The sequence below is a fragment of the Halalkalibacter sp. HAAS-P014 genome, assembly GCF_056619965.1.
The window spans coordinates 83,608-97,850 of sequence record NZ_JBWQTV010000007.1 but is presented as its reverse complement, the minus strand read 5'-3'; the positions used below and the strand labels follow the sequence as shown (position 1 = coordinate 97,850).

Below are 14,243 nucleotides of genomic sequence, written 5' to 3'. Positions count from 1 at the left end.
TGAAGACCGAAAAGAGCAAATCAAAACAAGGGAAAGGTCATCATAAAGCAAGCATAACCTCTTTACCTCCATTTGACGTTTCGGTTTCTCTTTTGCTATCATTAAAAGAAATGTCGCATGAACAAAAGGGTGTTATAGATGGCTGTTAAAGATAAGGATCGTAATGTAATTGCTCAAAATAAGCGGGCCAGTCATGACTATTTTATTGAAGAGACGTATGAAGCCGGAATTGTTTTAAAAGGGACGGAAATTAAATCAATGCGTGCGGGCCGTATGAATTTAAAAGACTCATTTGCCCGGATTGTGAATGGAGAGGTGTATCTTCACAATGCGCATATTAGCGAGTACGAACAAGGGAACCGTTACAACCACGATCCAACGCGTGCCCGCAAATTGCTACTCCATAAAAAGCAAATTAATACGTTGATTGGGCAAACACAACAAAAGGGTTATTCACTTGTTCCTTTAAAAGTGTATATTAAAAATGGTTTTGCCAAAGTGTTAATCGGGCTTGCAAAGGGGAAGAAAAATTACGACAAGCGTGAAACGTTGAAGCGTAAGGATGCTAAGCGTGAAGTCGAGCGCGCTATTAAAGAACGTATGAATGGCTAAAAGGAATTGGTGCTACTGGCAGATAATTACCAGTTGCAACGGTTAGTCAGTATGCTATAATAATAAGTGTCCAGAGCGAGAGAGTTACTTACTACTTTTTGTTCTGGACGATTGATTTTATAGCGCTTAGCTTTGAGTGGAAATCTCACTAGCTAACTTTTACTTGGGGACGTTTTGGATTCGACAGGGATAGGTCGTGCTTACGTGGCGAGTCGAGGGGGTCGGCCTCGTTAAAACGCCAAAGCCATTAACTGGCAAAGAAAACAACAACTTCGCAGTAGCTGCCTAATAGCACTCTGCGGTTCCACCCTCCATCGCCCATGTGGTAGGATCTGGGACTCACTCTAAGTGGGCTACGCCGGTTACCCTCCGTCTGAGGGTGAAGGAAGAGAACAATCAGACTAGCCTCATGGAAGCCTGTCATTGGGCCGAAGTGTTGGCGAAACGCTAATACAGTGACTACGCTCGTAGAAGCGTAAGTGTCGTTATTCTTGGACGTGGGTTCGATTCCCACCGTCTCCACCAAAACCATATCGTGAACCACATGCCCGCAGAGGTCATGTGGTTCTTTCATTTTTTGAGAGAAAAGTCTATTTCGAATTGTGTTAATAAGTTATTGGAATGTGACCTACTGCATAATACACATCTTTTAGAGTGACTTAGATGAATAAGCTTTATGGTATAATAAAAAACTAAACGACCCCTTAAACGATTAATATAGGAGTTGAAAATGACTAAATGGCTTAAATTAGCAGTGCTTTACTGGTTACCTGTCTTGTTTGTTGCAGCGATGATCTTTACAGCCTCTTCGCAACCATATGAGCAACAAGATTTACGGCCGTATATTGGCCAAGCTACTGATTTAGATAAAATGAAAGACATGTATCAACAATTAAAGATGGAACATGTTGAACACAGACTGTATGTGGAAGAGAATGGTTTTAAACATACGCTGCAGATGATTGTTGAAAGATGGAAAATGTTTGTAATGTTCACCGCAGGATTTGGTCTGCTCACTTTTATTGGAGGAATCAGCTTTTTAATAAGAGCAGTTCGAAAAAAAGGCTGCAAACGTGTATTCAAAAATCTAGCATTCTTTATTTTGCTTCTAGTGATCAGTTGTGTATTAATTGTAGTCGGAATTTTATCTGCATTCCGAATAGAAGAGTTCTTACTAGTGATAAAGGATTTACTTGTAAACGGACGTGCTCAAGATTGGTTAAGAGGAATCCAATTTACGTATGCCGGCAGCGAGATTAGTATTAGTAGAATGGGAGTCGAAAGTTTCATCGAGTTTTTAATCCGTAAAGGGGCTCATTTTGGCTTTTTCTTTCTACTCGGTTTTTTGATGTATAGGGCTTTATGGGCTAGTAAATGTCCGAAGAGATTTGCTTATCCAGGAGCTTTGCTCTTTGTATTACTATATGCAATCTCCGATGAAATCCACCAAGCATTCACACCGAATAGAACACCACTTGTAGAAGATGTGATTTTAGATTTTTCAGGGGGATTTACAGGTGTAACATTGGCATTTTTCCTATATATTCTCATCACATCCTTGCAGAAAAAGAAACAGAGTGCAACTTTAGCTGAAGCGACGACAAGAATGGAGAGAAGAAAGATAAGAGCGTAAAAACATAAGTGGTTGTAATTACAGCAGTCCAATTCACAATAGAATTGGGTTGCTTTTTTCAGTATCAGGCATGACAGAAATTACGAAAACATCGCAATCGAATAGTGAAAGCATTGCCAGTGCTTCTGAGCAAAAATTGGCAACCGTAGAAACCTTGCAAAACATTGCAAGTGCGCTAGCAGAATTAGGTGAAGAGCTACAAAAAGTAACAGACAAATCGAGCGAAGAGGGTCAGATTCCTATTAAGGGGTCCCTTGTATAGAATAAGAACGCGACCTCCTAAATTTAGGAGGTCGCTGCCGTTTATTGCTGGTAAGGAAATTGTGTACTATAACCTGAAAACTGTTGATACGATTGATCAAGCTTTTGCTGATCATCGGCTTCAACTCCGTAAAATCCTTTACGGAACATGGTGTTATATAATTCACGTTGACAATTTTGCGTTTCGTTAAAAATTTGCGAAATGTCTTGATAAAGTTGATCATGACTCATTTCATTTAATGCAACACTATAGTTGTTAGTCATGCTTTTTGCACAAGATAAAATATCGTTTATAAAATCACGGTCATTCATTTGTGGAGTTTTCGGAACTTGCATCTCAGGGTTTTGAATTTTCTTTGATTGCTGGTTCTGGTTCATGTGCAAATACCTCCTAAAGTGTTAAGAATAGATGGTGAAACATCTATACTTTTTTACTGCATTGGAATGGATTGTTGTTGCTCAGTCGTTTTTAAGTGACTAAGGATCTTTTGATAATGGCGTTGATGCATTTGACCTGTTTTGTTAAGCAATGCTTTGATTTCTTGATCTTGGCACTGCTCAGCAAAGAAATGTGCTTTTTTCATTGCAAGCAGATTCCATGAAAGCATATCGTTTAAATATAGGTGGTCTTTTGTAGTGATTACTGCAGGTGGTGTTTGATAAAGTACCTGTTGATTTTGTTGCCCACCCATTTGTTGTTGGTTTTGCATTCCTGTCATTTGTTGTTGATCCATTATATACCCTCCTTTGGATGTTGCAATCGCAACGTATCCGTCATTCGGATACTTTACTAGTGTGAAAAGGAAGGAGCTTTTTTATGTGACACACAAGTAGGATGGTTACCCATTAACTGTTAGTTTTAAAATTACTTAGCAAAAGGCAAGCCTTAAAGCGAGGAAAGTTGGCGCTGGCTACGCGCGTTGCACGCTTATCAGAGAACCCCACTCAGAAAAGCTAAAAAGAAGGCACCGCTACGCACAGCGCAAAAATTACTTACTAAGGGAAGCTTAAAGCGAGGAAGGTTGCGCTGGGTACGCGCGTTGCACGCATTTCAGAGAAACCCACTCAGAAAAGCTAAAGAGAAGGCACCGCTACGCGCAGCGCAAAAATTACTTACTAAGGGAAGCTTAAAGCGAGGAAGGTTGCGCTGGGTACGCGCGTTGCACGCATTTCAGAGAAACCCACTCAGAAAAGCTAAAGAGAAGGCACCGGCTACGCACAGCGCTTAAATTCACTACAAAAAGGAAAACCCATCCTTTTTGTAGTGAATTTAAAATTTTCTGAATTATCTCTTGCTTAATTATGGAATATCCGTTATGATGTTTTTAGAAATGAATGAGTATTCATTCGTCGATCCGATAAGGTAATGTTTACTATTATAGTACTTACGCAAAAAGGGGGAGAACTATGACTCGTTCTATACGGAAAGTTGCCGTAATTGGTTCTGGTGTGATGGGGTCTGGGATTGCTGCTCATTTAGCGAATGTCGGAATTCCAACTTTACTACTCGATATTGTGCCGTCCAAATTAACAACAGTAGAAAAGGCAAAAGGTTTTTCGCTTGATGATAGGGCAGTACGTAATCGCCTTAGCACCACTGCAATTCAAAAGCTGAAAAAGCAAAAGCCAGCACCACTTTCATCAAAGGCACGAGCTTCTTACATAGAAGCAGGAAATCTAGAAGATGATTTGAATAAGCTGGAAGATGTTGACTGGATTATTGAAGTCATTGTAGAAGATTTATACGTGAAACGCGACCTCTTAAAAAAAATTGATGCCGTTCGTAAACAAGGAACGATCGTTAGCTCTAACACTTCGGGTATTTCTATTAAAGAAATGTCAGAAGGCCTATCAGATGATTTTCAGGCACACTTCTTAGGTACACACTTTTTTAATCCTCCCAGATATCTAAAGTTATTAGAAATCATTCCATCAGATAAAACAACAGAAAACATACTCACTTTCATGAAAAAATTCGCTGAAGAAGTTCTTGGAAAAGGAGTAGTAGAAGGAAAAGATACACCGAACTTTATCGCCAATCGAATCGGCACCTATGGATTGCTCGTGACGGTCGATGAAATGATCAAAAGCGGGTTATCAGTTGGAGAAGTTGACTCTTTAACTGGTCCATTATTGGGACGGCCTAAAAGCGCAACATTCCGTACTCTTGATGTTGTAGGCCTAGATACGTTCTTGCACGTTGCAAACAATGTTCAAAATGTCACGCAAGGAAAAGAAAAAGAGATATTTACCCCACCAGCATTCATGAAAGAGATGGCAGAGAAAGGCTGGATTGGGAGTAAAAGTGGGCAAGGTTTTTATTTAAAACAAACAGGACAAAAAGGCAGTGAAATTCTCGAAGTAAATTACGAAACCCTTGAATATCAAAAAAAGAAAAAAATAACATCGCCAGCAATTGAGCAAGCAAAGCAAACAAAAAAATTATCTGACAAGTTGAAAGCGTTATCATACTCTGATGACGATGCAGGTAAATTTATTTGGAATGTACTTAAACCGGTACTTCTTTACTCAGCCGAGAAGGCTTATGAAATTGCAAATGATATTCAAGCAATTGATCAAGCGATGAAATGGGGATTTGGTTGGGAACTCGGTCCGTTTGAAACATGGGATGCGATTGGTGTCAAAGAATCGGTTATGCGTATCGAAGCTGAAGGTGAAACGGTCCCTTCTTGGGTAAAAGAAATGCTTGCATCCGGTCAAGAAAGTTTTTATAAAGGCGATTCATATTACCATGATAGCAGATATAAACAGAAAGAAGTTAATGAAAAAATTGTTCATTTAAAATCATTAAAGCCAAACAATGTTGTTATGAAAAATGCTGGTGCTTCTTTACTTGATATAGGAAATGATGTTGCACTACTTGAATTCCATTCACCTAATAATTCCATCGGAGCAGACGTCATTCAAATGTTGAACAAATCAATAGATGAGGTTGAAAAAAATTACAAAGGGCTTGTCATTAACAATCAAGGGAAAAACTTCTGTGTTGGTGCAAATCTTATGATGATTTTATTTGAGGCTCAGGATGATAACTTCTTTGAAATTGATATGCTGGTTCGCCATTTTCAACAAGCGATGGCCAATATACGCTACTCACAAAAACCAATTGTAGCAGCACCATTTGGAATGACTTTAGGTGGGGGAGCAGAAATTTGTTTACCAGCTGCGAGTATTCAAGCATCACTTGAAACGTATATCGGCTTAGTTGAAGTCGGTGTCGGTGTGATCCCCGGTGGAGGAGGAAACAAAGAGCTATACCTTCGTAACTTGGAGAAATCAAGTGGAGGGGACCTTCAAGCTGTTGCTAACAAAACGTTCGAAACGATCGCAATGGCAAAAGTGTCAACCTCAGCTGAAGAAGCGAAAGAAAACGGCTTCCTAGGTGAACGAGATGGCATTGTCATCAATAGTGATTTTCTAATTGATCAAGCGAAAAAAGAGGTACTACATTTGACTGAAAAAGGATACCGACCACCTGAGCGTAAGAAAATTCCAGTTGTTGGGGAAACGGGATATGCCACGATGCTACTCGGCGCAAAATCCATGAAGTTTGGTGGATTGATATCAGATCATGATTTAAAAATCGCTGAAAAGTTAGCTTTTGTTCTTGCTGGGGGGAGAGTCGCTAAAGGTACGTTAGTAGATGAACAGTATTTACTTGATCTAGAACGAGAAGCATTTTTAAGTTTGATTGCCGAACCGAAATCACAACAACGCATGCAACACATGTTAGCGAAAGGAAAACCACTTCGTAACTAGTGCGTTGATAGGAGGGAAATCAATGAGAGAAGCGGTAATTGTATCGGGTGCTAGAACTCCTGTTGGAAAAGCCAAAAAAGGTATGCTAGCCAATACGCGTCCAGATGATTTAGGGGCTATAACGATTCGAGAAACGTTAAAGCGGGCAGGAGGTTTTGATGCGTCTAAAATTGATGATGTCATAATTGGCTGTTCGATGCCAGAAGCAGAACAAGGGATGAATATGGCTCGAAATATATCGGCGTTAGCTGGGATGCCGAACACGGTCCCAGCAATTACAATTAATCGATACTGCTCTTCAGGTTTGCAAAGCATTGCATATGGAGCAGAACGTATAATGCTTGGACACTCTAAAGCAATTATTGCCGGTGGTGCAGAGTCAATGAGTTTAATTCCAATGGGAGGCCACGTCATTGCACCGAATCCAACTCTTGTAGAAGAGCAGCCTGAATACTATATGGGCATGGGGCATACGGCAGAAGAAGTCGCGAGTCGCTACAAAGTGAGTCGAGAGGACCAAGATGCGTTTGCAGTAGAAAGTCATAAGCGTGCAGCTCTTGCGATCAAAGCAGGACGCTTTGTAGATGAAACTGTTCCTGTTCCCATCACGCAACGATCGATCGGAGCTGACCATAAGTTGATAGAGAAACAGCTTATTTTCGATAAAGACGAAGGAGTGCGTCAGGATAGTTCAATAGAAGGGTTAGCAAAGCTTCGTCCGGTTTTTCATCCAAAGGGAAGTGTAACGGCAGGGAATGCATCACAAATGAGTGACGGTGCTGCATCGGTTCTCGTAATGGATAAAGAAGAGGCCCTCGCGAATGGATTAACTCCAATGCTGAAGTTTCGCTCGTTTGCTGTAGCGGGAGTGGCGCCAGAAGTAATGGGCATCGGACCAATAGAAGCGATACCAAAGGCGTTGCAACTAGCTGGACTAGAGCTCTCTGATATCGGGTTATTTGAATTAAATGAAGCCTTTGCTTCTCAAGCAATCCAAGTGATGAGACATCTTAACCTTGATCATGAAAAAGTAAATGTCAATGGTGGAGGAATTGCACTAGGCCATCCACTTGGTTGCACAGGTACGAAATTAACACTTTCTCTTCTACACGAAATGAAACGCCGTAATGAACAATTTGGAGTTGTGACAATGTGTATTGGTGGTGGTATGGGCGCAGCTGGGGTGTTTGAGTTAGTTTGCTAAAAGGAGTTGTGGGGATATAAATACAACGACAAAAGGGAGGAATGGAAGATGAGTCAAACAGAAGACAAAGTAGTTAAAGGTGGCAGTTTCCTTGTTGAGGAAATAGAGGCTGATGCTTTATTTACACCAGAAGATTTTACAGATGAACAAGTGATGATCGGAAAAACAACAGAAGAGTTTGTTATTAATGAGGTTGAACCTGTTCTTGAGGAAATTGAGCAGCATCAATTTGACCATACGATTAGATTATTAAAAGACGCAGGAGAGCTCGGTCTACTCGGTGCTGATGTGCCAGAAGAATATGGTGGTTTAGGTTTAGATAAAATTAGTTCGTCTCTAATTTCTGAAAAATTCGTCCGTGGTGGGGCGTTTGGTCTTAGTCACGGTGCTCACGTTGGAATCGGATCTTTACCAATTGTTTTCTTTGGCAACCATGAGCAAAAATCAAAATACCTCCCTGACTTAGCAACTGGTGAGAAGATAGCCGCTTATGCTCTAACTGAACCCAGTTCTGGTTCAGATGCTTTAGGTGCAAAAACAACAGCAGTTCTAAATGAAGCTGGAACACACTATGTATTAAATGGGGAGAAGCAATGGATCACAAACTCAGCGTTTGCAGATGTGTTCGTTGTTTATGCACAGGTTGATGGTGAAAAATTCACCGCTTTTATCGTTGAAAAGGAATTTGAAGGTGTTTCTACAGGACCAGAAGAAAAGAAAATGGGGATTAAAGGATCGTCAACTAGAACATTAATTCTTGAAGATGCACATGTGCCGGTAAGTAATGTTCTTGGAGAAATAGGGAAAGGTCATGTGATAGCCTTTAACATCCTAAATGTAGGACGTTATAAGCTTGGGATTGGTTGCGTTGGTAGTGCCAAACGTGCACTTGAGCTAGCAGCAACCTACGCAACAGAGCGAAAGCAATTTAAAACGCCAATCGCAAAGTTTGCGCTTATTCAAGAAAAACTTGCAAATATGGCAGTTGCAACCTATGCAGCAGAGAGTTCTATTTATAGAACTGGTGGTCTATTCGAAAGTCGTCTTGGAGGGTTATCTGAAGAAGAGCAAAAGGATGGGCGCGCTGTGGCAAAAGCCATTGCTGAATACGCAATTGAATGTTCTTTAAATAAAGTCGTCGGATCAGAAACGCTGGATTATGTTGTTGATGAAGCCGTACAAATCCATGGGGGCTATGGATTTATGGCTGAATATGAAGTAGAACGAATCTATCGCGATTCACGTATTAATCGAATTTTTGAAGGGACTAATGAAATAAACCGTCTTTTAGTACCAGGAACGATCATGCGTAAAGCAATGAAAGGTGAGTTACCACTTCTTGAGAAGGCAACAGCATTACAAGAAGAAATTATGATGTTAATGCCACAAGAAATTGGTGATGAACCACTTGAGCAAGAGAAATACCTACTCGGTATGGCAAAGAAAATCTTTTTGTTAGTTGCAGGCAATGGTGTCCAGAAATATGCCGAAAAACTTCAACAAGAGCAAGAGCAACTTTCCAATGTTGCTGATATTGTAAGTGAGATCTATTCAATGGAATCAGCAATTGTTCGAACTGAAAAAGCGTTTAATAAAGAAGGGTTGAAAAAGGCTGAGCAAAAGCAATTAATGACTGAAGTGTTCTGTCAAGAAGCGTTTAATCGCATTGAAGCCCATGCGAAAGAATCAATCGTTGCAATGGAAGAGGGAGATAAATTACGGATGTTATTAGGAGTTCTTCGTAAACTAACACGTCACACTCCTATTAATGTTATTGCGAAGAAACGTCAAATAGCCAAAAAGGTCCTTGAAGAAAAGCGCTATGTTGTTTAATTTGTTAATATTTTTTGGGGATTCATTCCCAAAAATTAAATAAACTCCTTTCTTATGGAGCATACTCCTCTCAGTACAAAGAAGTCCCAATTTGGGGCTTCTTTGTCGTTTTAATAGCAAAGAAAGTATTTACATGATTTATTTCTTCCTAACACATCCTATCAAGAAGGAGGGAGGAATCCGTATGAAGAAAGAAGAAAAAATACGCTATACAGCACCATTAACAGGTATAGAACAATCAACTGATTCAGGTTCTGTGCATGAAGCCCTACAAACAACTTGGGATACAGAACAAATCATTGAGCTAAATAATTGTGATCATGAAGAAGATAAGCAATAATAAAAATTGATTCAAATAGGGAAGCGCTAGTAGTATGTTTCATTAGTGTTCCCCTATTTGAAGTGACGTAATGGGTAATACATTGTTTATGTATACCGGTTCGTCTCAAATATAATAATGTAGAGGGAGAAAGGAGGGGGAACGAATGGCGATAACATTTTATGAATACCCGAAATGTGGTACTTGTAGAAAAGCTAAAAAATGGTTTGCTGATAAGGGAATTGAAGTAAACGCTATACATATCGTTGAACAACCACCATCTAAGAATGATCTGCGTGACCTTTATGAAAAAAGTGGACTAGAAGTGAAAAAGTTTTTTAATACAAGTGGAAAAAAGTATCGTGAACTTGGATTAAAAGACAAAGTAAAAGAGATGTCAGAGGATGAAGCTCTTGAGTTGCTTTCATCAGATGGAATGTTAATTAAAAGACCGATTACGACTGATGGTACAAAGGTGACCGTCGGATTTAAAGAAGAACAATTTGAAGAAACATGGAATTAAAGGTTTGTGTTTTCAATGGAAAAGCAGGTATAATATAGTAAATTTGTAATAGAGATGGAGGAATTTTAAATGAGTAACCTACCGAAAGAATTAAAGTATTCAGAAGAGCACGAATGGGTAAAAACAGAAGGAGAAAAAGTTCGTATCGGAATTACGGATTTTGCTCAATCTGAACTTGGAGATATCGTTTTTGTTGAATTACCAGAAGTAGGCGACGAAATCGAAGCGGACGAGCCATTTGGCAGTGTAGAATCTGTAAAAACCGTTTCTGAACTATACGCACCAGTAAGTGGTAAAGTGGTAGAAGTAAACGAAGACCTCGATGACTCTCCAGAGTTTGTAAACGAATCTCCATACGAAAAAGCTTGGATGATCGTAGTCGAGCCAAGCAACTCAAGCGAAATCGATCAACTAATGACAGCAGAACAATACGAAGAAATGACTAAAGAAGAAGACTAGAGAAAAATCCCCAATAGGCCGCATTTGCCTATTGGGGATTTTTCGAAGCAATGAGCGAAGCCGGTGCAAAGACCTTAAGTCTCGATGGGGGGGGTCCCATCGAGACGCGCAGCGAGAGAAGCCATTGCCAAAGCATCATCGAATAGGCTGCATTTGCCTATTGGGGATTTTTCTTCTATAAGAGGGAAACATCCCCTATTATAGGAGTCACTTCAATGTTTCATTAAATAAGCACGTGGGAATGATAAAAGTAACTTCTGCTTAAGGGAGGTTGCAAAGAATGAGTCTTACACGTGTCGATGTTACAAGCAGAGTAAAAGGAAAGTACGAAAATGGGCATATGAACTTGTACTTGGGCAATGCTCAAGTTGGGAAGGTGATTGAAACAAATCAAGGCTTCCAGCATGAAATGGCAGAGGGATTTGAATTTGAAAATGATAAAGTTTTTCGCTATGAGCAAGAAAACCCAAGACAAGTGAAATCTTATGTAGAAGATTGTGACCAAGGTTGGTGTTAGTCGTTAGTTGGCTAGAGTAAGATCTTTACTCTAAGCCAACTTTTTTAGTTGAAAAGGTATTTTTTGCTAGTAAGTTATTTTACAATAACTCACTTAAGGTGTTCGAAATAGAAGGCTATTGACAAAACAACCATTTATATGGAAAAGATTCAAAAGAATACAAAAATTATATTATAGCAATGTTACTTTTTCAGTTGACACTATTTTTTACGCATGCTATGATTCTCTCAATGTTAGAGAAATTAAGTAATGTAATTTAATAGACTCTTATCCAGAGTGGCGGAGGGACTGGCCCGAAGATGCCCGGCAACCGTTAGATTTTCGAATCTAAGAAGGTGCTAAATCCTGCAAAGCATGAGCTTTGATAGATGAGAGAAAGTGTAATCTATACCTTTCTGTCATAACGAGCAGGAAGGTTTTTTATTTATATATTTTACGGGTATAAAGCTGAGTTCTCATATCTGGTAAGTATGCGTTGTTTTAGGGGAAACGGCGATGAGGAAAGAAGGGATGAAATGATGATTTCATTAAGTGGCATCCGAAAAGTATTCAAGACGAAGGACGGTCCGGTTACTGCAGTAAATGGAATTGATTTAACGATAGAAGAAGGCGAAATATATGGGATCATCGGGTATAGTGGTGCAGGGAAAAGTACACTGATTCGCATGCTTAATATGCTCGAACGTCCATCTGAAGGGGATGTGAAGGTTGCAGGCCGAACGCTATCGAAGCTCAATCCAAAAGAGCTAAGAAAGGCGCGTCAAGAGATCGGTATGATTTTCCAACATTTTAATTTACTTTGGTCACGAACTGTTCGCGAAAATATTGCTTTTCCTCTTGAGATTGCTGGAGTGAAAAAGGCAGAGCGCACAAAGCGAGTGGATGATCTGATTGAACTTGTTGGCCTAAAAGGCAGAGGAGATAGTTATCCGTCACAATTAAGTGGTGGGCAAAAGCAGCGAGTTGGGATAGCTAGAGCTCTTGCTAATAATCCAAAGGTGTTGCTTTGTGATGAAGCGACATCTGCTCTTGATCCGAAAACAACCGATTCCATATTAGATTTGCTTGTTGATATCAATGAAAAGTTAGGATTGACGATTATTTTGATTACACATGAAATGCATGTGATTCGCAAGATTTGCCATCAAGTAGCTGTCATGGAAGCAGGTAAAGTTGTTGAAAAAGGGCCTGTACTTGATGTATTCCGTAGGCCAAAGGAGAATATGACTAAAGAGTTTGTCAAACAAATTACTGAACCTGAAGAGACAGTCGACGCGATTACACAAATGCTTACTGAACATCCTGAAGGGGAAATCGTTCAATTAACCTTTGTTGGTCAAGAAGCTGAACGACCATTGATAACCCAATTGATTCGTCAGTTTGATATTGAGGTAAATATTGTTCAAGGGAAAATCACGAAAATTCAAGAAGGCTCCTACGGGACTTTATTTGTCGCATTAAATGGTGAAAGAGATGAGATTCAAAAGGCGATTACTTTTATTCGAAATAAAGAAGTCGAAGTGGAGGTGATCGTCCATGATTGATCAATGGTTAGGAGATGTAAAGTGGGATAAGTTGTGGGAAGCCACTGTTGAAACGCTTTATATGACCAGTATATCCGTTGCTGCGACGTTCATTCTCGGTCTCATTCTCGGAATGATTTTGTATTTAACAAGTAAGGGGAACCTTTGGGAAAATGCGTTCGTAAACGGGATATTCAGTTTTATCGTGAACGTGTTTAGGTCCATTCCTTTTATTATATTAATTGTATTATTAATACCTTTTACACGGATGCTTGTCGGTTCAATGCTAGGAGCAAATGCCGCCTTGCCGGCTTTAATTATTGGAGCTGCGCCATTCTATGCAAGAATGGTCGAGATTGCGCTTCGTGAAATTGATAAAGGTGTGATCGAGGCGTCTCAAGCGATGGGAGCGAGCAATTGGGACATTATACGCAAAGTGTTAATCCCTGAATCGCTGCCGGCATTAATTTCGGGGATTACCGTTACATCGATTGCCTTGGTAAGTTACACAGCAATGGCAGGTGTGATCGGTGCCGGGGGGCTTGGGCATTTTGCGTACTTAGAGGGCTTCCAACGAAACAATAGTCAAATTACGTTTGTTGCTACAATTGTCATCCTGTTGATTGTTTTCATGATTCAATGGATAGGTGACTATTTTACAAATAAAACAGATAAACGATAACAAGGGGGATTTAACAATGAAAAAGTTTTTGAGTGTGATTGGTGCAGCTGCACTATCAGTATCATTAGTAGCATGTGGTGGAGCAACAGAGGAAGAAACGCAAGAACAAGCGGGAGAAGAAGAGGCAGGTCAAGAAGAACTAACGAAATTAGTAGTTGGCGCTTCTGCTGTACCTCATACAGAAGTTCTTGAATTTGCGGCACCATTGCTTGAAGAAGAAGGCATTGATCTTGATATCGTGACATTCCAAGATTACATTTTGCCAAACCAAGCCCTTCGTGATGAAGAAATTGACGTGAACTACTTCCAAACACCTGGCTATCTAGCAATGCAAATAGAAGAAAATGATTATGACTTTGTAAGTGTTGGAGCAATTCACGCTGAGCCAATCGGTGTTTATTCACAAGAGTTTGAGAGCTTAGAAGATCTTCCAGAAGGTGCAAGTATCGTAATGAGTGACTCTATTAGTGATCACGGCCGTATTCTGCCGATCTTTGAACACTACGGAATTATTGAGCTTGATGTTGAAGAAGGTCAATTAGCTACTATCGATGACATTAGCTCAAACCCGAAAAACCTTCAATTTGGTGATCCTCAAGTGGAAGCAAGAATGTTAGCACCATCTTTTGAAGCTGGTGAAGGTGATGCTGTTGTGATCAACACGAACTATGCACTTGAAGGTGGCGTAGATATCGAAAAATATGGTATCGCGTTTGAAGGTGATGATGTTCTTCAGCCTAACTTAATTGTTGTTCGCTCTGAAGATGAAACTCGTCCTGAGGTTTTAAAATTAGTCGAAATCCTTCAATCTGAAGAAGTTCAAGAATTTATTATTGAAACATATAACGGAGCAGTAATCCCGTTAACAAATTAATAAGTAATCGTAAAGCTGCAGAG

15 protein-coding genes, 1 other RNA gene and 1 riboswitch are annotated in these 14,243 nt (G+C 39.9%); of the genes, 14 read left to right on the top strand and 2 right to left on the bottom strand.

Annotation, left to right across the window (positions count from 1 at the left end):
- Positions 1-138: 138 nt before the first annotated feature.
- From smpB to AC1FXZ_RS07325, 4 genes are all read left to right on the top strand, one after another.
- Positions 139-612: an SsrA-binding protein SmpB gene (smpB, locus tag AC1FXZ_RS07340; protein WP_480052093.1), complete on the top strand. Its 474-nt coding sequence runs from the start codon at positions 139-141 to the stop codon at positions 610-612.
- Positions 613-777: 165 nt separating this feature from the next.
- Positions 778-1,137: a transfer-messenger RNA gene (gene ssrA, locus AC1FXZ_RS07335) on the top strand.
- A 205-nt stretch (positions 1,138-1,342) separates the two neighbouring features.
- A complete protein-coding gene (locus AC1FXZ_RS07330; RefSeq protein ID WP_480052091.1) occupies positions 1,343-2,245 on the top strand; it encodes a VanZ family protein in 903 nt (300 codons plus the stop codon).
- Between the two features lie 70 nt (positions 2,246-2,315).
- Positions 2,316-2,507 carry a hypothetical protein gene (locus tag AC1FXZ_RS07325; RefSeq protein ID WP_480052089.1) on the top strand — a complete coding sequence of 64 codons (192 nt, stop codon included), beginning with the start codon at positions 2,316-2,318 and terminating at the stop codon, positions 2,505-2,507.
- 41 nt (positions 2,508-2,548) lie between these two features.
- Here AC1FXZ_RS07325 and AC1FXZ_RS07320 read toward each other — a convergent pair whose 3' ends face one another.
- Both AC1FXZ_RS07320 and AC1FXZ_RS07315 read right to left on the bottom strand, forming a co-directional pair.
- The gene (locus AC1FXZ_RS07320; protein WP_480052087.1) at positions 2,549-2,884 is read right to left on the bottom strand and encodes a spore coat protein; all 336 of its coding nucleotides are present in this window, start codon (positions 2,882-2,884) and stop codon (positions 2,549-2,551) included.
- 53 nt (positions 2,885-2,937) lie between these two features.
- Positions 2,938-3,240, bottom strand: coding sequence for a hypothetical protein (locus AC1FXZ_RS07315; protein ID WP_480052085.1), 303 nt, complete (start codon positions 3,238-3,240; stop codon positions 2,938-2,940).
- 673 nt (positions 3,241-3,913) lie between these two features.
- On the opposite strand from AC1FXZ_RS07315, the gene AC1FXZ_RS07310 reads away from it, so the two are divergent.
- The 10 genes from AC1FXZ_RS07310 (at position 3,914) to AC1FXZ_RS07265 (ending at position 14,220) form a co-directional block, all read left to right on the top strand.
- Positions 3,914-6,286, top strand: a complete 2,373-nt coding sequence (locus tag AC1FXZ_RS07310; RefSeq protein WP_480052083.1) for a 3-hydroxyacyl-CoA dehydrogenase/enoyl-CoA hydratase family protein — start codon at positions 3,914-3,916, stop codon at positions 6,284-6,286.
- A gap of 22 nt (positions 6,287-6,308) precedes the next feature.
- Positions 6,309-7,490 (top strand): acetyl-CoA C-acetyltransferase, encoded by a 1,182-nt coding sequence (locus AC1FXZ_RS07305; protein ID WP_480052081.1) that lies wholly within the window; start codon positions 6,309-6,311, stop codon positions 7,488-7,490.
- 48 nt (positions 7,491-7,538) lie between these two features.
- Positions 7,539-9,323: an acyl-CoA dehydrogenase family protein gene (locus tag AC1FXZ_RS07300; protein WP_480052079.1), complete on the top strand. Its 1,785-nt coding sequence runs from the start codon at positions 7,539-7,541 to the stop codon at positions 9,321-9,323.
- A gap of 184 nt (positions 9,324-9,507) precedes the next feature.
- On the top strand, positions 9,508-9,663 hold the full coding sequence (locus tag AC1FXZ_RS07295; protein WP_480052077.1) for a hypothetical protein: 156 nt from the start codon (positions 9,508-9,510) through the stop codon (positions 9,661-9,663).
- A gap of 145 nt (positions 9,664-9,808) precedes the next feature.
- Entirely contained in the window at positions 9,809-10,165 is a 357-nt protein-coding gene (locus tag AC1FXZ_RS07290; RefSeq protein WP_480052075.1) for an arsenate reductase family protein, read from the top strand.
- Positions 10,166-10,234: 69 nt separating this feature from the next.
- Positions 10,235-10,624 carry a glycine cleavage system protein GcvH gene (gcvH, locus tag AC1FXZ_RS07285; protein ID WP_480052073.1) on the top strand — a complete coding sequence of 130 codons (390 nt, stop codon included), beginning with the start codon at positions 10,235-10,237 and terminating at the stop codon, positions 10,622-10,624.
- A 280-nt stretch (positions 10,625-10,904) separates the two neighbouring features.
- Positions 10,905-11,141, top strand: a complete 237-nt coding sequence (locus AC1FXZ_RS07280) for a YusG family protein (protein WP_480052071.1) — start codon at positions 10,905-10,907, stop codon at positions 11,139-11,141.
- 264 nt (positions 11,142-11,405) lie between these two features.
- Positions 11,406-11,516: riboswitch (SAM riboswitch) on the top strand.
- Positions 11,517-11,659: 143 nt separating this feature from the next.
- On the top strand, positions 11,660-12,685 hold the full coding sequence (locus AC1FXZ_RS07275) for a methionine ABC transporter ATP-binding protein (protein WP_480052105.1): 1,026 nt from the start codon (positions 11,660-11,662) through the stop codon (positions 12,683-12,685).
- On the top strand, positions 12,678-13,346 hold the full coding sequence (locus tag AC1FXZ_RS07270; protein WP_480052069.1) for a methionine ABC transporter permease: 669 nt from the start codon (positions 12,678-12,680) through the stop codon (positions 13,344-13,346). The genes AC1FXZ_RS07275 and AC1FXZ_RS07270 overlap by 8 nt, the downstream gene beginning before the upstream one ends.
- Positions 13,347-13,362: 16 nt before the next feature.
- A complete protein-coding gene (locus tag AC1FXZ_RS07265) occupies positions 13,363-14,220 on the top strand; it encodes a MetQ/NlpA family ABC transporter substrate-binding protein (protein ID WP_480052067.1) in 858 nt (285 codons plus the stop codon).
- The last annotated feature ends 23 nt before the right edge of the window (positions 14,221-14,243 follow it).